Origin of the sequence: Rhizobium sp. UGM030330-04 (genome assembly GCF_003208455.1) — a bacterium.
GTDB classification, from domain to species: Bacteria; Pseudomonadota; Alphaproteobacteria; order Rhizobiales; family Rhizobiaceae; genus Agrobacterium; species Agrobacterium rhizogenes_A.
The window spans coordinates 247,989-274,384 of record NZ_QKML01000008.1 but is presented as its reverse complement, the minus strand read 5'-3'; the positions used below and the strand labels follow the sequence as shown (position 1 = coordinate 274,384).

Annotated in this window: 23 protein-coding genes; 7 read left to right on the top strand and 16 right to left on the bottom strand. The window is 58.8% G+C overall.

From position 1 onward, the window contains the following. Positions 1-4 precede the first annotated feature (4 nt). Positions 5-802, top strand: a complete 798-nt coding sequence (locus N434_RS14660) for a transporter substrate-binding domain-containing protein (protein WP_110758869.1) — start codon at positions 5-7, stop codon at positions 800-802. 699 nt (positions 803-1,501) lie between these two features. Here N434_RS14660 and N434_RS14655 read toward each other — a convergent pair. The 8 genes from N434_RS14655 to N434_RS14620 all read right to left on the bottom strand — a co-directional run bounded on the left by N434_RS14655 (position 1,502) and on the right by N434_RS14620 (position 10,354). After that, on the bottom strand, positions 1,502-2,923 hold the full coding sequence (locus N434_RS14655; RefSeq protein ID WP_110758867.1) for a mannitol dehydrogenase family protein: 1,422 nt from the start codon (positions 2,921-2,923) through the stop codon (positions 1,502-1,504). Continuing rightward, positions 2,920-4,143, bottom strand: a complete 1,224-nt coding sequence (gene uxuA, locus N434_RS14650; protein ID WP_110758865.1) for a mannonate dehydratase — start codon at positions 4,141-4,143, stop codon at positions 2,920-2,922. The genes N434_RS14655 and uxuA overlap by 4 nt, the downstream gene beginning before the upstream one ends. Before the next feature lie 68 nt (positions 4,144-4,211). Then, complete coding sequence (locus N434_RS14645; RefSeq protein WP_309578296.1) at positions 4,212-5,009, bottom strand: carbohydrate ABC transporter permease; 798 nt, start codon at positions 5,007-5,009, stop codon at positions 4,212-4,214. A 53-nt stretch (positions 5,010-5,062) separates the two neighbouring features. Next, positions 5,063-5,953: a carbohydrate ABC transporter permease gene (locus N434_RS14640; RefSeq protein ID WP_110758861.1), complete on the bottom strand. Its 891-nt coding sequence runs from the start codon at positions 5,951-5,953 to the stop codon at positions 5,063-5,065. Between the two features lie 65 nt (positions 5,954-6,018). After that, positions 6,019-7,287, bottom strand: a complete 1,269-nt coding sequence (locus N434_RS14635; RefSeq protein ID WP_110758860.1) for an ABC transporter substrate-binding protein — start codon at positions 7,285-7,287, stop codon at positions 6,019-6,021. A 50-nt stretch (positions 7,288-7,337) separates the two neighbouring features. Then, positions 7,338-8,414, bottom strand: a complete 1,077-nt coding sequence (locus tag N434_RS14630; protein ID WP_110758858.1) for an ABC transporter ATP-binding protein — start codon at positions 8,412-8,414, stop codon at positions 7,338-7,340. 12 nt (positions 8,415-8,426) lie between these two features. Continuing rightward, on the bottom strand, positions 8,427-9,578 hold the full coding sequence (locus tag N434_RS14625) for an N-acetylglucosamine-6-phosphate deacetylase (protein WP_065117914.1): 1,152 nt from the start codon (positions 9,576-9,578) through the stop codon (positions 8,427-8,429). After that, a complete protein-coding gene (locus N434_RS14620; RefSeq protein ID WP_286172262.1) occupies positions 9,575-10,354 on the bottom strand; it encodes a 6-phosphogluconolactonase in 780 nt (259 codons plus the stop codon). The genes N434_RS14625 and N434_RS14620 overlap by 4 nt, the downstream gene beginning before the upstream one ends. Positions 10,355-10,561: 207 nt before the next feature. Between N434_RS14620 and N434_RS14615 the strand changes: the two genes are divergently transcribed. The 3 genes from N434_RS14615 to N434_RS14605 are packed head-to-tail and all read left to right on the top strand — an operon-like array spanning position 10,562 to position 13,612. Beyond that, complete coding sequence (locus N434_RS14615; protein ID WP_181423980.1) at positions 10,562-11,599, top strand: Gfo/Idh/MocA family protein; 1,038 nt, start codon at positions 10,562-10,564, stop codon at positions 11,597-11,599. Beyond that, positions 11,599-12,591, top strand: a complete 993-nt coding sequence (locus tag N434_RS14610) for a Gfo/Idh/MocA family protein (RefSeq protein ID WP_286172261.1) — start codon at positions 11,599-11,601, stop codon at positions 12,589-12,591. Before N434_RS14615 ends, N434_RS14610 begins: the two co-directional genes overlap by 1 nt. Further along, on the top strand, positions 12,581-13,612 hold the full coding sequence (locus N434_RS14605; protein ID WP_110758852.1) for a LacI family DNA-binding transcriptional regulator: 1,032 nt from the start codon (positions 12,581-12,583) through the stop codon (positions 13,610-13,612). Before N434_RS14610 ends, N434_RS14605 begins: the two co-directional genes overlap by 11 nt. A gap of 1,051 nt (positions 13,613-14,663) precedes the next feature. On the opposite strand, the gene N434_RS14600 is transcribed toward N434_RS14605, so the two are convergent. The 6 genes from N434_RS14600 to N434_RS14575 all read right to left on the bottom strand — a co-directional run bounded on the left by N434_RS14600 (position 14,664) and on the right by N434_RS14575 (position 21,159). Then, complete coding sequence (locus N434_RS14600; protein WP_110758850.1) at positions 14,664-15,284, bottom strand: DsbA family protein; 621 nt, start codon at positions 15,282-15,284, stop codon at positions 14,664-14,666. A gap of 18 nt (positions 15,285-15,302) precedes the next feature. Further along, positions 15,303-16,094: an amino acid ABC transporter ATP-binding protein gene (locus N434_RS14595; RefSeq protein ID WP_110758849.1), complete on the bottom strand. Its 792-nt coding sequence runs from the start codon at positions 16,092-16,094 to the stop codon at positions 15,303-15,305. A 10-nt stretch (positions 16,095-16,104) separates the two neighbouring features. Then, positions 16,105-17,394, bottom strand: coding sequence for an amino acid ABC transporter permease (locus tag N434_RS14590; protein WP_110758848.1), 1,290 nt, complete (start codon positions 17,392-17,394; stop codon positions 16,105-16,107). A 1-nt stretch (position 17,395) separates the two neighbouring features. Further along, positions 17,396-18,649 (bottom strand): amino acid ABC transporter permease, encoded by a 1,254-nt coding sequence (locus tag N434_RS14585; RefSeq protein WP_110758847.1) that lies wholly within the window; start codon positions 18,647-18,649, stop codon positions 17,396-17,398. Positions 18,650-18,754: 105 nt separating this feature from the next. After that, the gene (locus N434_RS14580) at positions 18,755-19,771 is read right to left on the bottom strand and encodes an amino acid ABC transporter substrate-binding protein (RefSeq protein ID WP_110758846.1); all 1,017 of its coding nucleotides are present in this window, start codon (positions 19,769-19,771) and stop codon (positions 18,755-18,757) included. Positions 19,772-19,920: 149 nt separating this feature from the next. Further along, on the bottom strand, positions 19,921-21,159 hold the full coding sequence (locus N434_RS14575; RefSeq protein WP_286172260.1) for a MalY/PatB family protein: 1,239 nt from the start codon (positions 21,157-21,159) through the stop codon (positions 19,921-19,923). A 118-nt stretch (positions 21,160-21,277) separates the two neighbouring features. Between N434_RS14575 and N434_RS14570 the strand changes: the two genes are divergently transcribed. After that, complete coding sequence (locus N434_RS14570; RefSeq protein WP_110758844.1) at positions 21,278-22,177, top strand: LysR family transcriptional regulator; 900 nt, start codon at positions 21,278-21,280, stop codon at positions 22,175-22,177. Between the two features lie 73 nt (positions 22,178-22,250). Here the strand turns inward: N434_RS14570 and N434_RS14565 are convergent, their stop codons facing one another. Together N434_RS14565 and N434_RS14560 are read right to left on the bottom strand one after the other, a co-directional pair. Next, positions 22,251-23,699 carry a multicopper oxidase family protein gene (locus N434_RS14565; protein WP_110758842.1) on the bottom strand — a complete coding sequence of 483 codons (1,449 nt, stop codon included), beginning with the start codon at positions 23,697-23,699 and terminating at the stop codon, positions 22,251-22,253. A gap of 96 nt (positions 23,700-23,795) precedes the next feature. Further along, positions 23,796-24,068 (bottom strand): hypothetical protein, encoded by a 273-nt coding sequence (locus N434_RS14560; protein ID WP_110758840.1) that lies wholly within the window; start codon positions 24,066-24,068, stop codon positions 23,796-23,798. Positions 24,069-24,242: 174 nt separating this feature from the next. Between N434_RS14560 and N434_RS14555 the strand changes: the two genes are divergently transcribed. Beyond that, positions 24,243-24,962, top strand: a complete 720-nt coding sequence (locus N434_RS14555) for a response regulator (protein WP_110758838.1) — start codon at positions 24,243-24,245, stop codon at positions 24,960-24,962. Next, entirely contained in the window at positions 24,959-26,386 is a 1,428-nt protein-coding gene (locus tag N434_RS14550) for an ATP-binding protein (protein WP_210206047.1), read from the top strand. The genes N434_RS14555 and N434_RS14550 overlap by 4 nt, the downstream gene beginning before the upstream one ends. Positions 26,387-26,396 lie beyond the last annotated feature (10 nt).

Sequence of the window (26,396 nt, the reverse complement as noted above, 5' to 3'; positions counted from 1 at the left end):
AAACATGAAACGCAGAACTCTGCTTCTTGCCGGTCTCGGTGCAATCGTCGCCGGTGCAATGCCCGCGGCGGCGCAGGATGGACTGGCTGCAATCAAAGCTGCCGGCAAGATCCGTGTCGCGCTGGAATTCGGCCGTCCGCCATGGGGCTACAAGGACGACGCACTGAAACCGACCGGATCAGATTACGAGACCGCTTCCCTTCTTGCCAGGGATCTCGGCGTTATGTTGGAAATCGTCGAAGTTACCGGCCCGAATCGCGTCCCCTTTCTCGTCAGCAACCGCGCCGATGTCGTGATCTCGACCTTCTCCATCACGCCGGAACGGCAGAAGGTCATCGATTTTTCGGTGCCCTACGCCAGCGCCGTGCAGTTCGTTGCCGCGCCGAGGAACCTTGCGCTGGCGCGGCAGGATGATCTGTCCGGCAAACGTGTGGGTGTGACGCGTGGCACGACAGGTGATACCGTGCTGTCGAAGCTTCCGGTGCCCGGTATCGAAATCGTCCGTTTCGATGATGAATCCACCAACATGACGGCCTTTGCCAGTGGTCAGGTGGACATAGTCGTGCAGGAGCCAGCGGTCATCACCCGCGTGGCGCAGCAGAATCCAACGAAGGAAATCGAAAAGAAGTTTGTCATCGCCGAGTTCGATGTCGGCATCGGGCTGCGCAAGCACGATGATACGCTCAGGGCCTATCTCGACGACTGGGTGCGCACCAACCTCAAGAACGGCGAATTGAACCGCATTTACGAGAAATTTCAGGGCGCGCCGCTATCGCAGAAGATTTTGGTCGCGGGTGACTGAAACCTAAAAGAGACGGTCGTGCCGGAGGTGATCCTGATGGATCGTCGCCCGGCACGTCGGAAATGGATCAGGGTCACGACCTTTACGGGATAACGGTCTATGCAAGCCATCCGCCTGTGGCGCTGGAACCCAAATTCTTGCTGCCTGGTGAGTGATTATAGAGAAGAAAGACAAGGGCGTGGAGATATCTCATTTCTAAACAGGACTTGTAGCGAATGTCGGTATCGGTGGTTGCCCCCGTAACGCCAATACTACTAACGTCGTCCATAGATGCCTCCTCTGTAGGTGACGTAATGCATCGGCCACCTTGGCACATCGCGACGCTGGTGGGAGGGACTCCAACCCGCCAGTGCCAATCAACAGGTGATGCTACGGCTATGCCAGGCCGCCACAAATTTGATCTTTCCAGAGAAGTTGATCGTATCCTAATTCCAGCACGGATTCTGGAAATCCCTCATCAACATGGTCCCCCAGGCGCGTTCTTCTGCACTCATTGATATCAAAGCTCTCTAATGAAATAACGACACCGCCCTTGATGTAGGCGCAGGATGCACTCACTCCCAACCCATGGGGGGCGCGATAGAACTAATCGACAACGGTTTGGGGGGCGGGCCACATTTGATGACGTAACGGCGTCAGGACACTCCACCCTTAATAAGGGTTGTCTCGTATATGAAGCTTTTACCTTGTCACGACCGCTCATCGCAGTTCTGTCAGACTTCTTCGTAACGCCACCTCGAAATTTCCACTCATGAGCTGTGCCGGTAGAACCAACGGAAAGCTTCGGTGGACCGCTGACAGAAGATGTGCATCTGTAGTGGGGCTGGATAATATATCGCGAATAATCATGGCCTGAGGATCATGTATCCCATAATCGGCTAGTCCCTTTGCCCAGCGTTCGGCGTAGACGATCCACGCGGCGATTGCGAAAGCAAAAGGCTGAAAGTCGGTGCCGCGTTCGAGGGCCATAAGGGCGGGAGCAGTCACTCTTTGCGGGAGCTTTTGGGTGCCGTCCATGGCGATCTGGGCGGTCGCGTGTGCAATTGCCGGATTAGAGAAACGTTCCTTCAGCTTCTCGGCATAGTCCGAAAGGTCGATGCCGAGTTGTCCGATCGCGGCCGATGCCGCCTGCAGGTGCCGGGAGACCAGCGCCTTCAGATCCGGATCCGCCATCACATCCCTGACGAACGGCTTGCCCCTGAGGCAGCCGCAATAGGCGATCAGGGAGTGGGTGCCATTCAGCATCCATAGTTTCATGCGCTCATAATTGCGGATATCCGGTACCAATATTGCTCCGGCGGTATCCCACGCGGGGCGCCCGGTGGAGAAATTGTCCTCGATGATCCATTGGCGGAACGGTTCTGTTTCCACGGCGGCGAGGTCGTTATAACCGGTTTCCGCAAAGGCCAGCATGGAGGTCGTTTCGACCGGGGCTGGGGTAATCCTGTCGACGACGGTGGAAGGAAAGGCTCCTTCCGCCGCAATCTGGTCTGCAAGGGACCGCCCATAGGCCGTGCGGGTGAATTCCAGCACACCTTCCCTCAGCTTTCGTCCGTTATCGGGAAGGTTGTCGCAGCTGATGGTGGTGAAAGGTGGAAGGCCGGTTGCGTAGCGCACGGCGAGTGCGGCTGAGATTACGCCGATGACGCCACGGGGCGATCCCGGTTCCGACAGATCGTGGACTAGATCCGGATGGGCGGTGTCGAGGCCGCCATGACCGGCAAGCGCGTAGCCTTTTTCCGTCACTGTCAGGCTGACGATGCGGCATTGCGCAGAGCTCATGGCCGAGAGCAGGTCGGGGATACGTGCCTGCCCGGAAACTACCGAATGAAGCGAACCGATCACTGTCGCTTTCGTTTCTGCGCCTTTTTCCAGCAGCGTATAACGGTAATCCTGTGGGGAGAGGAGGTCGTCGACCGTCGAACCCCGCAGGGAGGCGCCGATAACGCGCCAATCACCGCCTGCCGCCGCGAGCGCATCATCGGTATAGGAGAGCAGGTGGGCTCGCGCGAAATTGCCGAGCCCTAGGTGGACTATGCCATAGCCGTGCGCTTCCGGCCAATAATTCGGCCACAGGGCGGCCCTGCCGACAATTGGCTTGCTGGCGGCGCCAAGCTTCATCCGTTGCGCTCCTTGGAGAACATCGGATGGGATATCGCGGTCATGATGCCGCGCAGTTCCGCCAGTCCCTTGAGGCGGCCGATGGCCGGATAACCGGGTCGGGTCTGGCGAACATGATCGTCGAGAATGTTCTGGCCATGGTCTGGGCGGAACGGTATCTGCCAGTCGTCCCGGCCATGCCGTTTGCGCCGGGTTTCTTCGGCAAGGATTGCGGCAATGACGGCGACCATATCGGTATTGCCTTCCAGATGAGCAGCCTCATGAAACGAGCCGCCGGCGCGTCCGTCTTCCAGCGCCACATTGCGGAGATGCAGGAAATGCACCCGGCTGCCGAGCCTCGCCATCATGCCGGGCAGATCGTTGTCCCTGCGGGCGCCAAGCGAGCCTGTGCAGAGCGTGATACCGTTTGCCGGAATGTCGATGGTGTCGGTCAGATCATGATAGTCTTTTTCGGTCGACATGATGCGCGGCAGGCCGAGCAGCGGGAATGGCGGATCGTCCGGGTGGCAGCATAGGCTTAGGCCTAAATCCTCGGCGAAAGGCGCAACCTCGCCCAGAAAATCCAGCAGGTTCTGGCGCAACCGGTCGGCGGATATGCCGCTATAGAGATCAAGATGTGCCTTCACCTCATCGATGGTCATATGGGTCGCCGCCCCCGGCAGGCCGGATACAATATTTGCGACAAGTTGCTGCCTGCGGCGATCGTCCATCTCTGAGAAGCGCTGCCGCGCTTCTTCGATCAGCTCTGCATCGAAATCTCCATCGGCGCCGGGGCGTTCGAGCAGGAAAAGATCGAAAGCAGCGAAATCCACAGCATCGAAGCGCATACAGGTTGCGCCGTTGCCCAGGCGGTAGGCGAGATCGGTGCGCGTCCAGTCGAGGACCGGCATGAAATTGTAGCAGATCGTGCGGATGCCGGCGTCGGCCAGATGGGAGAGGCTGGTCTTCCAGTTTTCGATATGCGTGCGCCAGGCACCGCTCTGGCGCTTGATATCTTCCGAAACGGGCAGGCTTTCCACCACCTCCCAGATCAGGCCGGATGGCTGACCGTCGCGCATGACGGAAAGTTCCCGCTGGTGCCGGCCGATTTCCTTCGGTGACCATATCTCGCCAGGCGGGATATGGTGCAGCGCCGTGACGACACCTTCGACCCCCGCCTGCAGCATGTCATCGATCGATACGGGATCGGAAGGGCCGAACCAACGCCAAGTCTGCCGCATTTTTAGTCCTCTTCTGATAGTATGAATGGCGTTTAGCGAACGAAGGAAAAGGGAGGTTTGCCTCCCCGCTATTCCTTCATGCCGCTGGCGGCGACGCCCTTGACGAAGTTCCGCCGCATCGCGCCGAAGAAGACGACGCTCGGGATCAGGGACAGGGCTGCGGCGGCGCTGAGGCGACCGAGATCGACGGTGAAGCCCGTCTGGAAAAGGGCAAGCCCCACCTCGAGAACGTATTTGTCGCGGGCGGTATTGACGACCATCGGCCATGCGAAGGTCGTCCATGCCTGAAAGAAAGCGAGAACGGTCAGCGTGCCGATCGGACCGCGCATCAGCGGCAGGACAATGCGGAAGAAGATCCACCATTCGCCGGCGCCGTCCATGCGCGCGGCTTCCATCAATTCGTCGGGGATGGAAGAGATCGCGTATTGCCGGATGAGGAAGATGCCGAAGCTCATCACCAGATAGCCGGCCAGAAGTCCGCCAAGGGAGTTCAGTAACCCCAGTTGCCGCACACCGAGATAAAGCGGGATCATGTATACTTCGAACGGTACGATAGCGGTAGCCAGTACACCGAAGAATATCAGGTTTACGCCGGGAAAGCGGAATTTCGCCAGGACATAACCGGTAACGGACGACGTAAGAACGATGGCGACCGTCGAAATGGCCGCGAAAGCGAGACTGTTGCCCATCCAGATCAACAGCGGCGTTTCGGTAAGGACGGAGGAGAAATTATCCAGCGTCGGCGATTGCGGAATGAGCCTGGGCGGCCACGCCAGGAGTTCCGCGGGTGTCTTGAAGGCATTGGCGGTGAGCATGATGAGCGGCAGGATCATCAGCACGCCGAAGACGGTCAGAATGATGTCCACGATAAATTTCTGGAAGGAAAAACGCCCGGATTTCCGGTTTTGTAACGTGTGGTTCATCGGCGCGCCGCCTTGTCACGGAAGAAAACGAATTGACCGGCCGTCAGGAAAAGCACGATGGCGAGAAGCACCACGGCTTCCGCTGCGGCGTATCCGACGCGGTAATTGCGGAAGCTGTTTTCCAGCATGTCGAGCACGAGCACCCTGACGAGCTTGCCGGGCGCGCCCTGAGAGTCCGAGGCGAGCACGAAAGCCTGCCCGTAAATATTGAAGGCGGCGATCATGGTGACGACCGATACATAGAGTGTCACGGGCCGCAACTGCGGCACGGAAATATGCCGGAAACATTCCCATGCCGTCGCACCGTCCAGCCGGGCGGCTTCATAGAGCGACACCGGGATATTGCGCAGGCCGATCAGGAAGATCAGGACCGCGTAACCGAGCGCCTGCCAGGAACACAGGACGATGATGCAGACGATTGACCAGACAGGATCAAAAAGCCATGCCTGCGCAGGTATGCCGAAGAGGCTGAGGAAAGCATTCAACGGCCCGAGTTGCGCATCGAAAACCCATTTCCAGGCCATGGCGGCCGGTACGAGCGACACGATATGAGGAATAAAGACGCTGGTCTCGTAAAACCCCGCCAATGCGCTGCGGAAGCGATATTGGATGAGTGCTGCAAGACCGAGCGCAAGGGGGATCGTCAAGGCCAGCACACCGAAGGCGATGATCGTGGTGTTGCGCAGGGCTTCGAGAAACAGCGGATCGCCAGCAAGTTCCTGAAAATTGGCGAGACCGATAAAGGGCTTGTTGCGGGAGATGATATCCCATTTGAACAGGCTGAGCCGTAACGTCTCGAAGATCGGTACGACCCGGACGAGCACGAACAGCGTCAGCGGCACGGCCAGCGCACTTATCACGAAGCTCAATTGTTTGCGGCGTTTCATCTGACGGTCCTTTCGTCGCGGGGACAGCAAGGCCGTCCCCGGCACGTTGCTTCAGGCGCTGGCGATTATTTCGCCAGCAGGCCTTCCCGTTCGAGAATGGTATCGATCTCCCTGGCCGCGTCGGCAAGCGCGCGATCGATACCCGCATCGTCCGTCGCGAGCGCCGGATTGGCGAAAGCAGCTTCCAGACGTGCGGCGAAACGGGTCAAAATTTCGCTTGAGGGCGCAATCGGCGGCAAGCTGAAATAGGTGTAGTCCTGCGGCGGTGCGGCAAAGGCTTCCAGCGCCGGGTTTTTGGCTATAATGGCAGCGTAGTCGATATTGTCCCGCGAGGGCAGCCAGCCGACATTCTCCAGCAGCCATTGCAGATTCTCGGGAGCATTTGTCTTCTCGACGAATTCCCAGGCAAGACCGCTGCGGTCGTTTTCTGCCGGCACGAACAGTGATGCCGGCACGACCAGAGAGCCCTTGGGCAGCGGCGCGGTTGCGTATTTCAGGTTCGGCGCCTTCTTGAGGATGTCGCCGATGACCCAGGATTCACGGATAAACATTGCGGTCTGCCCAAGCTCGAATGCTTCCGCATCGGCCTTCATCTGCGGACTGACGGTCTTCGTTACAAAAAGCTGCTCGAGATATTGCTTTAGCGTTTTTCGTCCGGCCTCGCTGGCAATCGCCGCTTTCCAGCCTTCGCCCTTCTTCTCGATCAACGTACCGCCGAACTGATGAAGATTGATCCAGAACTTTTCACTGATGCCCTGTCCACCGCCGGAAAGTCGCATGGACCAGCCACTGGCGGCGGGATTTCCGGAAGCATCCCGTTCGGTTAGCTTTGCGGCATATTCGGAATATTGCTCCATCGTCTTCGGCGGGCCAGAGAGACCGGCCTTGGCGAATTTTTCGGCATTGTAATAGAGTGCGGCCTGTCCGTGATAAAGCGGCACGCCATAGATATGCTCGCCATCCGACACGGCGGCGGAATAGACGGCGTTGAAGTTTTTCGGGTCCTTCACGAAGGCCGCCACTTTATCCGGTGCGGGTGCCAACAGACCCGACTGCACGTAACGTGGCGCCTCTGACTGCATTTCGACAATATCGGCGGCGGAGCCAGCGGGCAGGGCAAAGGCCAGCCGCTTTTCATGTTCGCGCAGGCTAATGGTTTCGACTTTCAGCTCGAAATCCGGATGCGCGATCTTCATTTGTCCGGCTACGTATTTGTAGAAAGGTTCGAGCTCGGGCGATCCGCCCCAAAGCGTCAGGGTTTCCGCCTGCGCCGTCCAGGAAAGGCCAGCCATCAGTGCGGCAATGGGAAGCGTCTTGAAGGGATGATATGCCATTTCTGTTCTCCTCTTATGAAATTGACTGTTTTTATTGTTGTATTTATCGGTTAGCGCTGACCGTTTTCGATCCTTGCCCCGCTTGCCTTGTCGAACAGATGCGTTCCGGCACGGGATAGTTTCAGCGACAGGGCGCCGCCCGGATGGTCCGGCAATCTTTCCCGGAATACGGCGGTCACTTCCTCTCCGCCGAGCATCAGCGTGGCATGGCTTTCTGCGCCTGTCGGCTCGACAGAAACAATGGAGGCTTCGATGCGTGCCGGGTCGTCGGGCGCGCAAAGGATCAGGCTTTCGGGCCGGATGCCCAGCAGCGCCTCGCCTGAGGAGTGGCCCAGTCGCGTCGGAAGTGGTATTTTTGTACCGTCGCACATCACGAAATCCGTTTCAGTCGAAAGTCCTTCGAGAAAATTCATCGCCGGGGAACCGATGAAGCCCGCAACGAAGAGATTGGCGGGCCGGTCGTACAATTCCAGTGGAGAGCCGACCTGCTCGATGATGCCGCTCTGCATGACCACGATCCTGTCCGCCATCGTCATGGCTTCGACCTGATCATGGGTGACGTAAATCATCGTGTTGCCAAGCCGGCGATGCAGCGACTTGATCTCCGAGCGCATCTTCACGCGCAGCTTCGCATCCAGATTCGAGAGGGGTTCGTCAAACAGGAAGACCTTCGGCTTGCGCACGATCGCGCGTCCCATGGCGACGCGCTGGCGCTGGCCCCCCGAGAGCTGGCGCGGGTAACGCTCCAGATGGTCGCTGAGGCCAAGGATCGCGGCCGCGGCTTCCACCTCCTTGCGGATGCGGTCGACCGGAGCGCGGCGGAGCTTCATCGAGAATGCCATGTTGTCGTAAACGGTCATGTGCGGATAAAGCGCGTAGTTCTGGAACACCATCGCGATATCGCGGTCCTTCGATTCGATGTCGTTGATCACCCGGCCATCAATATGGATTTCGCCATCCGAAACATCCTCGAGCCCCGCTATCATTCTGAGGAGGGTGGACTTGCCGCAACCGGAGGGTCCGACGAGCACGACGAACTCTCCATCCTCCATCGAAACGTTGAGATCGCGCAGGGCGTGAAAGTCGCCGTAGTGTTTATGCAGTTTGCGGATTTCCACCCGAGCCATCTTACTTCCCCATTATGATTGTTGAGAGGTGAAAGGTTCCGCCCCTGATGCCGGTTCGCAAAAACGCAGGCCCGTTTCTCCCGGGGCCCAGTGGAAGGCGACGAAATCCGCCGGGGCACCCTCGCGCAGACCGGTTTCGAGGCCGAGCACCTTTGCCGGATTGACTGCGGCCATGGTGATCGCATCCTCAAGGTTGAACCCTTCCAGGGCGGCGACCAATGCGACACCATCAGAAAGCGGTTTTGCCGCGCCGGCGAGCATTCGCGTACCCGCCATGGAGAGGCGGCCCTCGGCGGAAAGCTCCACGTCACCGCCGACCGGCTGCCGGTAGCGGCCCGGCGGCATGCCCGCGAGCGCGACCATATCGCTGACAAGGATTGATCGTTGCACACCCTTTGCTCTCAACATGGCGGTGAGGGTTACCCGGTCCAGGTGGTGGCCGTCGGCGATAAACATTGCCTGTAACCCGTCATTGGCGAGTTGTGCCCATATCAGGTTCGGATGACGCGGCAATGTCTGCGAGATGCCGTTGCCGAGATGGGTGCTGAAGCCGGCTCCCGCCCGCGATGCCTCGGCGATATCAGCGCTTTCGGCCGAGGAATGCCCAATCGAAACAAGACAATCCGCGTTGCGCAGGTGATGAATGAAAGTGCGGGCATCGGCCTGCTTCGGGCAGAGCGTCACAAGCCGCACAATTCCGCCTGAGGCCCTTTGCCACTGGTCGAACTCCTCGCAGGAAGGGGATCGGACATGTTCCCGTGGATGCGCGCCCCGTGCGCCGTCTTCGGGTGAGATGAAAGGGCCTTCGACATGGATGCCCGGGATCATCCCGGCAAGCCATTGATGTTTCTTGCGGGCGGTCGCGATGACGGAAAGAGCATTACAGATCGTGTCGATCGATGCAGTGATCAGCGTCGGCAGGAATGCCCTGACGCCCTGGCTGCGCATCCCCGCTGCAATGGCGAGTACCGACTCTTCCGTGATATCCTGATGATTGAAATCATGGCCGCCCCAACCGTTCACCTGCAGATCGACAAAACCCGGCGCGAGCCAAGGAAGATCCTCACCGTTGTGTTCCTCGATAGGGTGCAGAGCTGCGATCATGCCGTTTTCGACGGCAAGGCCGATAACCTGTCCGTTGAGGGCGTCGCGTCCGACAATCATGCGGCCCTCCTGTCGACGTCGGGCATGGAATCACTGTCGATATAGAGCCGCGCCTGATTATGGGTGCGCAGAATACTCGCGGGGCAATCTTCCGTAACCGGTCCCGTCAGCATGCGGGTCACCGCCTCCTTTTTGAGTGCACCGGGCACGATGCATATCATGCTGGTTGCGGCAAGAAGTGCAGGAATGGTAACGGTGATCGCCCGTTGCGGCACGTCGGTCAGTTGGGCGAAACATTCGTCTTCCACCTGCTGCGCGCGGCAGTCTTGCGCAAGCGTCACGACCTTCACCGCTTCTTTTTCGTCGAACCGCGCTTCCGGCGGATCGTTGAAGGCAAGATGGCCGTTGATGCCGACACCTAGGCATACGAGGTCGAGCGGCTCAGCAGCGAGGCGGCAGGCATAATCGGTAGCGCAGGCTTCGGGTGATGCGAAGCGATGCGGCTCGATGCGATGTACGGCGCCGAAGGGTAGGTGTGAGAAGAGATACCTGTCGAGCCAGTTGGCGAAACGCGCCATATGGCCGGCCTCAAGCCCGATATACTCGTCCATGTGGAAGGCGGTGATCCGCGACCAGTCGATGGCCTTTTCCCGGCAAAGGAGGGCAAGCGTGTCCTGTTGGCTGGGAGCGGCGGCGAACATGACCGAAACGCGATCCTTTGCGGCGAGAAGCTGGTGCAGGGTGGCGGCAAGATCAAGGCTGGCCGTTTTGGCCATATCGCTGCGCGACGCTTCGCTTCGGATGACGAGACGATCGACCTGCCATGACGATGACATATGTAAACTCCTCATTTGCTGGTTTCAGAGAAATGCAACCGCTTGCATAAGTCAATAGTATTTTTATGCAAATTATTTTGTTAAAAGCTCTGAAATGCTGTTAATTCCAATAATTTTATAATTTTAGCGTAATGCCTATTGCAAAATTTTCTGAAATCGGTTGCATAGATATCGTCTATAATGCCCTCGCTCAGGAAGGAGACAGATGTGTCGGTCATCAAGGTCGGGCTGGTTGGGCCTGGAACAATTGGCAGGGTCCATCGCGATGCAATCGGTGCCGTTGAAGGTATCGCGCTGACCGCCGTCGCAGGCGGTACCGCAGAGGAGCTTGAACTCTTCGCCGCGCCGCAGGACGTGTGCCTTTTCCCCGATGCTGCATCGATGATCGAAGAGGCCGATCTGGACGTGATCGTGATCGCCACGCCGAGCGGCAGCCATTATGCACCGGCGCGGGCGGCGCTGGATAAGGGCCTGCATGTCGTTGTCGAAAAGCCGCTGGCTGTTGATCTCGATGAGGCGATCGATCTTTATCGGCGTTCGCAAATGGCGGGCCTTGTCTGCTCCACCATGTCGCAGCGACGTCTGGAGGCGCAGCATCAGGATATCCATCGCCGTCTACATTCTGGCGAATTGGGGCGGCCCGTTGCCATCGAAGGTCAGGTCTATTGGCACCGTTCGGATGCCTACTACGATGAGAAGCCGTGGCGAAAGCTCCATGTACAGGGTGGCGGATCGCTGTTCAACCAGGGTATCCACACGCTTGATCTCATGCTCTGGCTTTTCGGTCCGGTCGTAAGCGTCATGGCGGAGGCGACCAATGTCGCGGGACGCGACGGTGGTAGCGAGGATCTCTGCCAGGCCCTTCTGACCTTCGGAAACGGCGCGCGGGGCATCATCATCACCAGCACGGCAACGCCTCCGGGGCGCCCTGCCTCGTTGATGTTGTTCACGGATCGCGGTCACGTGGCAATCAATCACACGGATGTCGTTGAGTGGACATTCCCGGATCAGTTGCTGCCAGCCGCTGCCGATGCTTCGATCAAAAGTGGTGCGGGCAGTCAGGTCGGCATCGGCATTCGCGGTCACGTCGACCAGTGGCTCGATATCCGTGATGCGATCCGCGACGGACGTCCGGTGGATATTAACTTCCGTGACGGTCTCGAAGCGGTGCGTGTCATCACCGCGATCTACCGATCCGCTGAAACCGGGCGCAGAATTGTCATGAGTGACGTGGGAGACGCATGATGTCCGTGAAAAAACTTGCCATACTGGGGGCTGCGCATGGCCATGTCAGCTATGTCACTGATGGCCTTGCCGGACGTAAAGACGTCGAGCTTGTGGCCGTGGCGGATCATGACGAGGAGCGCCGCCGCAGCTTCAGCGAAAAATTCGGCATTTCGGCCCATGCAGATCTCGATGCGCTTCTTGCTGCGCACGAAATCGACGGCGCCGCCGTGATTGCCGAGCCCGGTCTGCGCGCCGGCCTTATCGAGGCATGCCTTGAAAGGAATATTTTCGTTATCGCTGACAAGCCGCTCGCCTTGACCGCGGAAGAGGTGGACCGGATCGGAAGGGCCGATAATGGCCGCAACCGCGTGGCGCTGATGCTGGAAAAGCGCTTTTATCCGGTGACGAGAAAGGCGCGGGAAATCCTCCTGGAGGGAGAGATCGGCGATCTCGTCGCCGTGACCGCCACCGGACCGCACAAGCTCCTGCCGTCGGCGCGACCTGCTTGGTTTTTCGATCCCTCCCTCTACGGCACGATCGTCAACGATCTTGCGGTCCACGATATCGACCTCGTCCTGTGGCTGACGGCGGCATCGTCAGGTCGAATCAGCGGCTGGAAAAGCCCGTGCCATCCCGAGGGACATCGGGCGTTTTCCCTGGCGGGACGTGCGCTTCTAACCCTCGATTCCGGTGTGCAGGCGGTAATCGATATGGACTGGCGCCAACCCGAGGCCGCGATCCGGCATGGCGATTACGCAATGCGTCTTGTCGGAACCCGCGGACGTATGGATATTCTGTTTGGAGAAGGACGGCTACTGGTGGAAACCGATGAGCGCCACCTCTGGGAGCCGGTACTGCCGTCGCCAATCGGGCCAGCTCAGGATGCTCTTGATGCCCTGACAGGGGTAGCGCCTTTGCAGGTATCGACGGGGGAGGCGCTTCTGGCAAGTCGTATCGCGGCATTGGCCGCTCTCAGCGCCGAAAACGGGGGGCAGGACTATCGCTGGTAAGAAGGAACAGAAGTCGAAGGAGCGCGCGAAGCCGACGCTGGACGAAATCGCCCTGCGAGCGAATACTTCCCGCTCGACGGTGTCGCGCGCGTTCAGCCGCCCGGATCTGCTCAGTCCGAAAACGGTCGAGCAAATCCTCTCGATTGCCGAGGAGATCGGCTATCGGCCGAACAATATGGCCCGGGCGCTTTCCACCGGCCGGACGGGCAATATCGGGCTGCTTGTGCCCGATATTGCCAACCCGTTCTTTCCGCCGCTCATCAAGGCCATTCAGCAGCAGGCCGACGCTCATGACCTCTGCCTCTTCCTGGGTTCGTCGGGAGAAAGTGCTGCGCGGGAAAACACGCTCTTCCAGCGTCTGGCGAGCCAGACGGACGGCATCATCCTAGCCTCGACCCGGCTTAGCGAGGCGCAGGTGCGGGCCCATGCCGAAAGGCATCCGATAACACTGATCAATCGCGACATCGCGGGATTGCCGCGTGTGTTGATAGAGACACAGGCGGCGGTGAGGGATGCTATCGGCTTCCTGCTTGAAAATGGCCATCGTGATATTGCCTATCTCTCCGGCCCAAAGGAATCCTGGTCGAACCAGCAGCGCCTTGAGGCGGCGGCTGAAGCATGCCGCGGAGCAGGCGTGCGGTTCGAGATAATCCAGCTATCCGAACCCACCTTCGAGGGGGGCGAGAAGGCGGCAGAAGAGGCTGTGACCACGGGCGTGACAGCCGTTCTGGCGTTTGACGATCTGACTGCTCAGGGTGTCCATGCCCGGCTTTCGGCCATGGGGATCGCCGTGCCCCGGGACATGAGCCTCATCGGTTGCGACGATGCGTTACCCGCCATGACCTATCCAGCGCTTTCGACGTTGAGCGGTCTCTCGCAGGAGGCGGGAAGGCATGCCCTCAAGCTGCTGCGTGATGCGATCGAGCACAGGGACAGCTCGCAGGACATGAAGGTCGTCCTCGGTGCGCGCTTCATTCGTCGCGATACGGCGGGTTCGGCGCCATCGAGACCTCACCGTTAACGTCCTGCTTCCCCTAATGGTCGCGATCGCCAATTGCCGGCAGAATGTGCAATGCGAAACGGATTGATGGAGGAGCAATTTACTTTATGCGTGAGCGTAGGCGATCTGATGGTCACGCCACTCGCTCCGGCTAAATCAAGGCCACGCGGCAAGTAGTGACAAAGGACGCTCGATCAATCGCAGGAATCGGGTGTTGTGAGCCACCGCAACCAAAATTTACCGGAATATCAAGACTTTGTCGGCCTCCCAAGTGGAGGCCGAAGTCATTTTTAAGCCTAGCACAACGCTTGCACAAATCCTGTCCCTCATTTGATTATTCCCGTATGCCGTGACTCCATCCTGTTGAAACAACGGGAAAGAGAACGGAGGCAGGCACGGCGAGTCATGAAATCCTCGGAGGAAAGGTCAATTTGAATAGCCCCTAGATTTGTAGATGCTTTCTTTCCTAATTTTGAGGCAAGAAGATCATCATGAGCAGATCGAATTTCAGCGAAGAGTTTAAGCGTAACGCGGCGCGTCAGACCATCGAACGAGGCTCTTGGGTTTCCTTGGAAAAAAGCCGGGGCTTTGGTGATCGCTGAAGCTTGTGAACAGGAGTTCCGTCGCCAGATCCATGCCGGTGGAATTGATACCCATGGTTTCCGGTTTGTCGCGATAGCATCAACGGATTCCTTCGCTGGTGAACGCTCCCTCCCCACCAGGTATAGTCATCGATTGCGCCGCTCCTCCAAATTCCGGTAGCGCCCGTCGAGGTGAGGAGACTGACGGAGCAAGGTGCGCGGTTCACGAATGCACAAATTATCGAGATTTGAAGGGCAGGAGAGTGGGCAGCGATGTCTGCCGCCAGCAAGGGGTATCCGAGGTTAAACTTGGAGCGAAGAACGCGGAGGGCTTGATTGCGTTTAAAGCCACCTATTCCCGCCGTCTCCGGATAACTCACATGGTCCCGCAGCGCCTGGCCAGTGATACGATGTACGAGGAACGCAAGCGGCGCGGCTTCTTCGTCGTGCGAATTGTGCTGTCAGGCCTGCGCGCCAGTCGGCAGCAGAAGCTATTTCCTTTCCAGAGCCGCGGCGATCTCGCGCCGCATTGCTTCAAGGCTTGGGGCGCCGGTAATTTTCTTGCCGTTGATGAAGAATGTCGGCGTGCCCTCCACCTTGAAGTCGTTCTGCGCCTGATTGGTAAGTGTCTTGAGGTTGTTTAATACAGACTGGTCCGCCACCGCCGCATTAAAAGCATCGCGATCGATTCCCACAGAGGCTGCGATTTCGCGTAACGTCTGTTCCAGATTACCGGAGTTCGCGATCTCGTCCTGACGGGCGTAGAACCTGTCCAGAACGGGCTTTGGTTGCGGCTGCGTCTCTGCCAGCATGAAGATAACAAGGTCCACATTATTGCGAACCAAAGGCCGGAACAGAATTCTAATCTGCCCGCTTTCAACAAATTCCTCCTCGATCTTCGGCGCCGTCTCGTTTCTGTATGTCGCACAGTGGGAACAGGTGGGAGATGAGTATTCGATCACCGTGACCGGAGCGGTCGCGGAGCCCACCGGGCGGTCCGCGCGGCCGAGCGGCTGCAGGAGATCGGTCGCGCCGGCGGCAATGGGTAGAATGAGCACGATACCGAGCAGTATCGCGGCGCGGTGGATCGGTTTGAATAGCGGTGTCATCATTTTCAGCCCGTCAAAAATTCAATGTCCCAATATCTGACCGAGGAATGCCCGCGAGCGTTCGGATTGCGGGGCGCTGAAGAAGGCCTTCGGTTCGTTTTGCTCGACGATCTGACCCTGGTCCATGAAGATCACCCGGTCGGCCACAGCCTGTGCAAATCCCATCTCGTGGGTCACGCAAAGCATGGTCATACCGTCTTCGGCAAGCGCGATCATTGTATCGAGTACCTCCTTTATCATCTCTGGATCAAGTGCGGAGGTGGGCTCATCGAAGAGCATGATTTTCGGCTTCATGCACAATGATCGCGCGATCGCCACGCGCTGCTGCTGGCCGCCTGATAATTGGCCAGGATATTTGTGCGCCTGATCCGGTATCCTGACCTTCTCCAGAAAGTGCATGGCAAGCTCCCGGGCTTCTTTTTCCGGCAACTTGCGGACCCAGACAGGGGCAAGAATGCAGTTTTGAAGGATGGTCAGGTGCGGAAAGAGATTGAAGTGCTGGAATACCATACCGACTTCACGACGGACGTCTTCGATTTTCTTCAGGTCGCTGGAGAGCTCGATGCCATCAACGGCGATTTTGCCGGACTGGTGCTCCTCAAGCCTGTTGATGCAGCGGATCATGGTTGATTTTCCAGAGCCGGACGGTCCGCAGATGACGATCCGTTCTCCCCGCCGCACCGTCAGATCGATATCGCGCAGGACATGGAAGTCGCCATACCACTTGTTCATGGACGTGATTTCGACGGCGATACCTGCAAGTCCGATCCGGTCGTCGGGCGAAAGCGCGCGTTGCGAGTTTGTATTGATCATCCATATTCTCCTAATGATGATCCGTTTTCAGCCGGCGCTCGAGATACATGGAGTAGCGCGACATGCTGAAACAGAAGACAAAGAACACGGCACCGATGAAGATGTAGAGTTCCCAATATATGCCTTGCCAACTGGTGTTGGCGCGAATGGCGGCGGCGAGAGCGATTGGGTCGAGAAGGCCGATGAACATGACGAGCGTCGTGTCCTTGAAGAGCCCGATGAACGAGTTGACGATGCCGGGTATCGAGATTTTCAGCGCCTGCGGAAGAATGACCAGGCGTTGCGCTTTCCAATAGTCCAGTCCCAGCGCTTCGGCGGCCTCGTACTGACCGCGCGGCAGCGCCGCCAGCCCACCGCGAACGACCTCGGCCATATAGGCGCTGGCAAAGAGCGTTACCATGATGACGACACGCAGGATGAGATCGAAATTCGTGCCCGGCGGCAGGAAATAGTTGAGGAGGAGCGACGCCGTGAATAGCAGCGTGATCAGCGGAACGCCGCGGATGAATTCGATAAAAACGACACTCAAAGTCCGAATGAGGGGCATGCCGGAACGCCTGCCAAGCGCGAGCAGGATGCCGAGCGGCAGCGACATCGCGATACCGGTGACACCGATAATCATCGACAGCAGAAACCCGCCGATTTGCCTCGATGCCACGCTTTCAAGTGAGACCGGGGCCGCTTTTTCGAGGAGTGTCGCGAGTGGACCGGCGAGATAGACCCACCAGAGCACGGTCGTGAAGATTGCCGTTGCGGTTGCCACCGCCGTGTTTTTCCGCGCCAGCAGGGCGATGGTGACCGCGCCAGCGGCGAAGGCAAGATAAAGCGTGACGGGAAACCAGAACGAGCCACCCCAGATCAGCCAGTAGACCAAACCCGGATAAACGGCGCTGAACCAGAGCATCTTTCGGGGCAGGGCTGCAAAAAGGGCAGGTGCCAATGCAGGCAGGAGGAGCACGAAGGCCGCGACCGGCCGCCAATAGGATTGCGGCGGATAAAAACCGAAAAAAAGCTGCGTCCATCGATCCCGAATGACACCCCAGCAGGCGCCGGATGCCCCGTCGAGAATCTGCCGGCACTCGGCAAGCGAATTGGCTTTCCAGATGGAATTGCCGAGCCATGGGGCGATAGCCGATACGAGCCAGAGAACCGCCGCCACCGAGGCGATGCTCAGAAGTGTGCTCGTCCAGCCGTTAAACAGGTTCTTCTTCATCCATTGGACGATACCGGTCTGGCCTGCCGGCCGCTCATAGGGGGGCAACATGTTTTCTCGGACCCAGGAGACACTATGGACGTTCATCTCAGCGCTCCTTCAGCATGATACGATTATTGTAGACATTCATGATGGCGGAGATGATCAGGCTGATGGAGACATAGATCAGCATCATCAGCAGCATTCCCTCGAGTTCACGGCCCGTCTGGTTGATGGTGATGCCGCCAAGCGTTGAGCGCAGATCCATATAACCCACGGCAAGGCCAAGCGATGTGTTCTTGGTGATATTCAGATATTGTGAGATGAGCGGCGGAACGATGATGCGCAGGGCCTGCGGAAGGATCACCAGACGCATCGTTTGTCCCGGCCGCAGGCCGAGCGCATGGGCCGCTTCCGTTTGTCCCCGCGAAACCGCAAGAATACCCGAGCGGACGATCTCGGCGATAAACGCCCCGGTATAGATGCTGAGCCCGATCCAAAGCGCGATCAGGGAATTTCGAAGCTGCAAGCCACCGGTGAAATTTAGTCCCTTCAATTCAGGACATTGCAGGTGGAAGCCGAGCGCGCACAGCAATGCCAGAACAGGTATTGCGAAAACGGCGATGCTTTTCCACCAGATATGGGGACGCTTGCCGGTGCGGCTTTGCCGCCGCCGCGCATTGTCGAGGAGGAGGCGGTGCATGGCGAACGAGCCGGCAAGCACGGCAATCGTTGCCAGCAGATCGAGACTGATGGCCCCAAAGGGGAGATCGAATTTTCCGAGACTGCTCGAAAAGCCTGGCAACGGGACGTAGATTCCCCGGTTCGTTACCGCGACGCTGTTCCATAAAAACATGGAGGCGCGAGCGTTATCGCCGCGGAAATCGGTGGGTGCAGGCATGGCCTCGGACATGATGGCGGCGATGACGATAATCCACAGAAGTGCCGGCACATTGCGGAAGCTCTCCACGTAGAGCGTCATCAGACGCCCAACGATCCAGTTGTTGGAAAGCCGCAAGACGCCTGCGAATATGCCCACCACAGTTGCGGTGATGCACGCCATAACGGCAACGATCAGGGTATTGAGCAATCCGACCAATGCGGCGCTGGCATGATTACTCGCGCTCGAGTAGTCGATCGGCCGTTGCGATATGTCATAGCCGGCGGTGCGCCACAGGAATTCAAAGGAGAAATCCTTGCCGAGCGCGGCGAGGTTCCGCACCGTGTTGTCGACAAGCCAGAAAAGACCGATTGCCAGAAGGGCGAAGGTTATGACCTGGATCGTTCCATTGCGATAACGGGTGTCGCGAAGGAGCATGCCGAGGCGAAACGGCCCGTTTCGAGCGGCGTTTCTCGTAGCCATGAGTTCTCACCATGTAGCGTGGAGGTTACCTTGGTTCGCGCTGGTCGCGCGAGGTTCTGTTCGTAAAATGCGATGCGGTGCGGGCTTGCCCGCGCCGCGAAGACATCAACGAAACGGCAGCGCGTACATCAGGCCGCCCTGTTCCCACAATGCATTCTGCCCACGGGACAATTTGATCGATGTGTGTTCGCCGAGGTTTTTGGCGAAGAGTTCGCCATAGTTTCCCCCGGCCGCGATCGCGCGTTCAGCCCAAGCGGCATCAAGACCAAGCTGTTTGCCGAAATCGCCTTCTTTACCCAGAAGGCGCTTGATTTCCGGGTTGTCGGAATCGACCGCGAGTTGTTTCACATTCTCAGCGGTGATGCCAAGCTCCTCAGCGGAGATGAGGGCGTTCAGCGTCCAGCGTGTCATGTCGGCCCATTGATCGTCTCCCTGGCGGACCAGCGGTCCGAGCGGTTCCTTTGACATGATATCGGCGAGGATGATGTGGTCATCGGGGTTTGCGAAACTGGAGCGGATCGAGGCCAGATCGGAACCGTCACTCGTCATGACGTCACATGCGCCGGCCAGATATTTCTGCTGGTTTTCAGCGCCGTTTTCGACGGGGACCGGCTCATAGGTGAGGTTGTTCTTTTTAAAGTATTCGGCGAGATTGAGTTCTGTCGTAGTTCCGCTGGTGATGCAGACGGTTGCGCCGTTGAGATCCTTTGCGGAGCTTATCCCCAGAGACCGGGGAACCATGAATGTCTGTCCGTCATAAAACGACACCCCCGCGAATGTGAATTTCAGATCGACATCGCGTGAAAAGGTCCAGGTCGTCGTGCGGGACAGAATGTCGATTTCACCCGAAGCCAAGGCCGAAAAACGGGTCTGCGCCGTCGTCGGAACGAAATTTACCGCCTTCGGGTCTTTGAGGACGGCCGCCGCAACGGCGCGACAATAGGAGATGTCCAGGCCCTGCCAGGTACCGGAGGCATCTGGCGCGGAGAAACCCGGCTGGCCGGTGGTCACGCCGCAATTCAGTTTGCCACGCGCCTGAACATCGGCCATGGTGCCGGCTGAAACGATACCGGCCGTCAGTGTCGCCGCCGCAAGCGTGGCAAGAGCAGTCGTCATTTTCATTGCTATTCTCCCAGTTGTGATCCGGCGGCGGGTGGCTTTTACCGATTTCTCCGCGGCCCGGTCGGTTGCGTTTCCCCGTTTCATTCGGTCCTGTTCGATCCCGCGTTCGGCGAGACGGTGTTCGATAGGCTATGATATAGGCTCCGCCCTCACAGCCCGGCGACGGCGGCGGTTATGCGCCGGATCGCTTCATCGACCGTGGAGCGTGGGCAGCCGAGATTGACGCGCATGAAGCCATGGCCCTCAATCCCGAATTTCTGGCCCTTATCGAGCCAGACCCGCGCCCTCGTCAGCATGAATTTATTGAGCGCTTCGGCATCCAGCCCAAGACCGCGGCAATCCATCCACGCCAGATAGAGGGAGTCGGTCGGAAGGACTTTCAGGCGCGGGTCCGCTGCGTTGATCGATGTCGCGAAATGTGCGTGATTTGCGCGCAGATAGGTCAGCATGTCCTCTAGCCACGGTTCGCCGTGGGCATAAGCCGCTTCTGCGGCGACCATTCCCATGACGTTCACCAGCTCGAAGACGTTGCGCTCATATTGACGGCGCAATTCTTCCCGCAGCCTTCTGTTCGGGACAAAGACATTGGCGCTTTGCAGACCGGGCAGATTGAACGTCTTGCTTGGGGCGGTGCAGGTGATGCTATTTTGCGCGAATTTCTCGCCGAGCGAGGCGAAAGGAATGTGTTTCCTGTCCGGATTGAGGATGAGGTCCTCATGGATTTCGTCGGAAATGACCAGCACGCCATGGCGGGCGCAGATTTCGCCCATTGCGCGCAATTCGTCTTCCGACCAGACATTTCCGGTGGGATTATGGGGGTGACTCAGGATGAAAATTTTCGTGTTGCCGCGTATGGCCGCCTCGAAGCTCTTTTCATTGAACCGGTAGCCGTCGCCGGTGAAGTCGAGCGGCGCAAAGGCCAGATGACGGCCGTTCAGCAGAACGTCGTTATGGAAGTGTGCATAGACCGGCGGCTGGATCAGGACGGTGTCGCCCGGGGCCGAAAAAGCCTGCACGGCCGTCTTCAGCGTGGTGATGATGCCGGAGGTCTGGAGAACCCATTCCCTCGGTACATCCCAGCCGAAACGTCGCTGCTGCCAACTGACTACGGCGTCCACATAGGATGACGTAGCGCCGCCGGGATAACCGAACACCCCGTGTTCGACAGCTTCATGGAGTGCGTCAATGATGGCTTGAGGTGCTTTGAAATCGGTATCGGCGACCCACATCGGCAGGGGATCGGCGGCAGCTTCGTCCGGTGTCAGCAGCTTGCCCGCATAGGCCCATTTCATCGAGTTGCTGTTCCTGCGATCGATGACCTCGTCGAAGATCGATGGAGAAAATCCATTGCTTGTCGCATGCTGGGCTGCTGTCGCCGGTTTTGTCACTGCTATGTCCTTTCGTCCCTTCAGGCTGGCATCGATCCACCTGTTGACGAAAAGGTTAGCTGCAATCCATTATGAGTGGAAATGGTATGATTTCATTATTCAATGAGGTTTTTTCATAATGATCGATCGACACCACCTGGCGATTCTGCGGGAAGTCAGCCGCCGCGGTAGCGTCACGGCGGCGGCCGAGAAGCTGAATGTCACGCAGTCGGCGCTCAGCCACATGATTGCCAAGTTAGAGGAGCGCCACGGCATCAAGGTGTGGACGAAAACCGGCCGCGGACTGCGATTGACTCAAACGGGCGAATATCTGCTAAGCGTCGCAGAGCGAATTTTGCCGCAGATGGAGCATGCAGAACGGGTTCTGACCGACTTCGCATTGGGACGAAGGGGAGCGTTGCGCGTCGGCATGGAATGCCATCCCTGCCAGCGATGGTTGTCGCGTATTGCCACTTCCTATCTCACTCACTGGCCTGACGTCGATTTCGACGTTCGGACTGCCTTTCGCTTTGATGGCATTGAAGCGCTCCTGGGCTTCGAAGTCGATCTACTCATCACCCCGGATCCGGTCGATGCGCCGGACCTGCTCTTCACGCCCGTTTTCGATTATGAATTGGTATTGATGGCACACGAGGCACATCCGCTTGCAGCGCGGCGTTTTGTGTTACCTCAGGATCTGATCGATCAGGAGCTGATCACCGTGCCGGTAACCCTGGAACGACTGGACATATATACCCAGTTTCTGGTTCCTGCCCATTGCCGGCCCCGCCGGCACCGTACCGCCGAAACCATCGATTTGATGCTGCAACTCGTTTGCGCGGGCAGGGGAGTGACCGTGCTGCCGGATTGGCTTTTGCAGGAAGACGCGGCGGGATTACCGATCCGGGCGCTCAGCCTTGGCGAAGCGGGTATCCGCAAGAGCATCAACCTCGGTGTGCGCCGTGGCGAGGAGACGACGTCCTATATCGAAGGTTTCCTCGAACTCGCACGGGAGATGGGGCGCTCACCTTTGCCATGATGCTGAATGTCAATCACGACGAGCGGCCGGGTTAGCGCCGGGATGTGAGCCGGCGCCCCTTTGCCTCGGCACACTAAGCCTGAACTTGCAGTTCTGTCATCATGCCGGTTTCCAGATGCCCCATGTGGTGGCAATGGAGCATCCACGGAGCGGCTTCGCCCGCATCGAATGCGATGGTTACCCTGTTCATCGGCGGAACATGGACAGTATCGCGCAACGCGCCTGCGATACGCCGCGTGCCGACACCGACGACCTGAAAGACATGGCCGTGCAGGTGCATGGGATGGGCCATCATCGACATGTTGTGGAAGGTTATTTCCACCCGCTCGCCGCTGCGGGCGGGGATGGGGGCGTGATCGCCCCAGCCTCGGCCGTTGATTGTCCACCGATAGGGCATCATCGAACCATCCAGCATGACATTATGGCGTCGGATAACCTCGCGCTGCATCAACGGCGTCATGGCCCGCAATGTCGACTCCTGGTCGAGATTGCGAGAGAAGGCGGGATGTTGCGCGTCTGCCGTGCCGGCTATCCGGGCAATGGACGCGCGCGCGGGCGCGAGAATGATGCCTGTCCGTTGCGGCGCGCCTTCGCGAAGGCAGAGTACGGGCAACGCCGATCCGTCGGCCGGCATGTCGATCTCAATGTCCAGCCGCTGGCCAGGCGCAAAGCCGAAACGGGTTGCCTCGTGCGGAACACAGGCTTCGCCATCGGTGGCCACGAGCTGCCCACGTACGGCCCCGAGATCTATCCAGAAGGTCGTCATCGACGAGGCATTCACCGCCCGCAGGAGAATCCGTCCGCCCCGTTCGACGCGCACCACGTCCGGGTCATCGAGCGTACGATCATTCGCCAGATAGGCGTCAAACTCGAAATCGTTCAGATCCATCTTCATGGATGCCATGTCCATCATACCCGGCATTTCCGGCATCGCTTTCGGGTCCGCCGCACCGCCATGGCCCATCGCGGCGTGATCCATGCCCGTTCCGCCTGCCACTTCGCGGAGCACGGCCTCAGGCGGCTTGAAGGAGAAGTCGTGCAGAAACAGCACCACCTCCTGCCGGTCAGCGGCAAGATCGGCTTCAGAACGCACGATCAGCGGTGCGGCGAGAAGGCCGACCTCCTGTGCCGGAATGTGGCTATGCATCCAGAAGGTGCCTGGTCTGGCGGCATAATCATAGGAACGCGTTTCGCCCGGGCGCAGCATCGGGCTGGTGTTGGGCACGCCGTCCTGGGCATTGGGCGGAATCTGGCCGTGCCAATGTATGATTGTGTCTCCGTCGAGCCCATTGGTCAGATCCACGCGGAAGCGTTGTCCGGGATCAAGGGTAAGTCCGGGTTCCCCTTTTGCATTGACAAGTCCCATGACGGTGGCGGCGCGTCCCGCCACCTCGATCGTGCGTGTCGTGGCAGTGAGCGTGGCCGCGTTGGGGGCGGCCCAGACGCGGGCGGGCAAGAGCAATGCTGCCGATGTCGCTGCGGAAGCCGCAAGAAAGCCGCGGCGTGAGATAGGATGTGTCATGTTCAATCTCGCAATTTTCATTGAAACGGACCGTCAATGAGTTCAGGTCCGGCGGTGGAGGAGGACCAAGGCTACGAAACGGGTAGCCAGCGACTGTCAGTCGGGCTTTGCCGGGGACCGGGTAAGCGAGGTGATCAACAAAACGGTCAGGGTGACAAAGCCGCCGAAGGTGAGGAGCATGGCGAGCGGTCCGAACAGCATCATCCAGCCCATTCCATTCCTCATTTCGGTCATGGGTGACATTCCGTTAAAGCTCACCGGTGCCGGGAAGGGCGGAACCGGGCCGAAACTGTGATACAGGATCATTGTTGTCACGCCAGTAAGCAACGAGAGGATGGAAATCGTGGCGAGTGTCGTTCTGCGGTTCATGGTTTTCTCCAGATGATTTTAGCCGTTCAATGGCCACCATCTGGCGCGGTAAACGTCACCCAAGTTTTTCAGGACGCTGCGTTTTTGTGACAAGTTGTTACAGAGAGGCTTTCAGGCAAAACTTGTTTCATCTTTTCCCGGCAGTCTCTTCACGATTGGGATAAGTGGAAAGTCATGCAAAACAGTCCTCATATACTCATCGTCGACGATCACCGCGAAATCCGCGAACTGGTCTCGCGCGCGCTCGTCAAGGAGGGTTTTCGCACCAGTGTCGCCGCCGACGGGCGGGCGATGCGAAAGGTCATGGTGGATGCTCACATTGACCTCATCATTCTCGACCTGATGCTGCCGGGGGAGGATGGCCTCTCGCTCTGTCGCGGGTTGCGCGCGCAATCGACGATCCCGATCATCATGCTGACGGCCAAGGGAGACGAGATAGACCGTGTTGTCGGCCTTGAACTCGGCGCTGACGACTATGTCTCGAAGCCTTTCGGCAGCCGTGAATTGATCGCCCGGATAAGGGCGGTGCTGCGCCGGAGCGAGAATGACGGGGTGGCAGATCAGACCCGGCGCGCCAGGCAATATTGTTTCGACCGCTGGCGCCTCGACACCGGTGCAAGAGAACTCCAGCGTGACGACGGGATTACGGTGCCGCTCAGCACCGGCGAGTTCGATCTTCTGCTTGTTTTGATAGAAAGGCCGGGACGGGTGCTGAGCCGCGATCAACTGCTGGATCTGGCCCGAGGACGGGCCGCCGGTTCGTTCGACCGCAGCATCGACACGCAGGTGAGCCGGCTGCGTAAAAAACTCGAGGTCGATCCCACCACGCCGAAAATTATCAAGACCGTCTGGGGCGGCGGTTATGTGTTTGCGCCAGAGGTAACGTCCGAATGAGGCGCCTGCTTCCACAGAGCCTGTTTGGCCAGACCCTGCTCGTGCTCCTGGCCGGTCTTCTGGCCTCTCATCTGATCGGCACATGGATATACAGCGCCGACCGCGGGCAGATCGTGCGCGCGGTCGGCGGTTTGGCGATAGCGCAACGGATCACCAATCTGACGCGGCTCGTGCGTGATGCGCCCACCGAATGGCGGGTCCGTATCGCGAAGGATTCCAGCGATGAGACATTTCAAGTCGCGCTTTCGGCGGAGCCGCCCCGGCCAGCCTTAACCGACAACGACACGCCGGCGGCAGAGGCACTGAAACAGCTGCTTGTCGAGCAGCTTGCTCTCAGCGGTGCCTCCGAGCCGTTGGTCTCTGCCTCCCGGCCGCGTGGCATGATGGTGGACATGGCGGAGCGAATGATGTCGCAGCACGGCATGGGCGAGAGTCCGATGATGTCCGGCTTCGGTAGTTTGGGTCCGTTCGCGGGATTTCGCGAATTGCAGGTTGCCATTCCGGTTGAGCAAGGACAGTGGCTGACCTTTAAAACGGTTCTGCCGGAAAGCGGCACGGCCTTTTCCCTGCGCTTCCTTGTGTCGATGGGTATCATGGCGGCGATCACGGTGCTGGTGTCGATCTGGGTCGTCCGCCGGGTCTCGGCACCGCTGACAGCGCTTTCAAAGGCGGCCCTGAGGCTGGGGGAAGACCTGAACGCGCCGCCGATGCCGGAGGTCGGAACGGTCGAGACCAGGCAGGCCGCACGCGCCTTCAATGCCATGCAGGCGCGCTTGCGTGGCATGATCAATGATCGCACCAGGATGCTGGCCGCCATCTCTCACGATTTCCGCACGCCGCTGACGCTATTGCGGCTGAGGGTCGAGAATGTCGAAGATGCGGCCGAGCGCGAGAAAATGCTCTCGACCATAGCCGACCTCAATAAAATGGTCGCAACGACACTGGAATTCGCAAGCGGCGCGACACAACAGCCGGTCCGTCGTCCGACGGACCTTGCGGCCCTGCTCGAGAGCATGGCGGATGATCTTTCCGATGCCGGCCTGCCGGTGGTGTGTATGGATGCCGCTCAACCGATCATCTACGCCTGCGACCCGGCAACGCTGAAACGCGCATTGACCAATCTGATCGACAATGCCGTGAAATATGGCGGCCACGCCGAGCTTGCAATCCATGAGGTGCCGCAGACGATCGAAATCACGATCGATGACGCAGGCCCCGGTATTCCCGAAGAGGAACTCACGCATGTTTTCGAGCCGCTTTACAGGCTGGAAAGCTCACGCAGCCGGGAAACAGGCGGAATGGGATTAGGACTTGCTATCGCCCTCTCCATCATTCGCGCCCATGGAGGGCAGCTCACACTGTCAAACCGGGCTGAAGGCGGGCTTCGGGCGCTGATCTGTTTTCCGCGAACCGAAGCAAGTTAGCCAGTTGAAC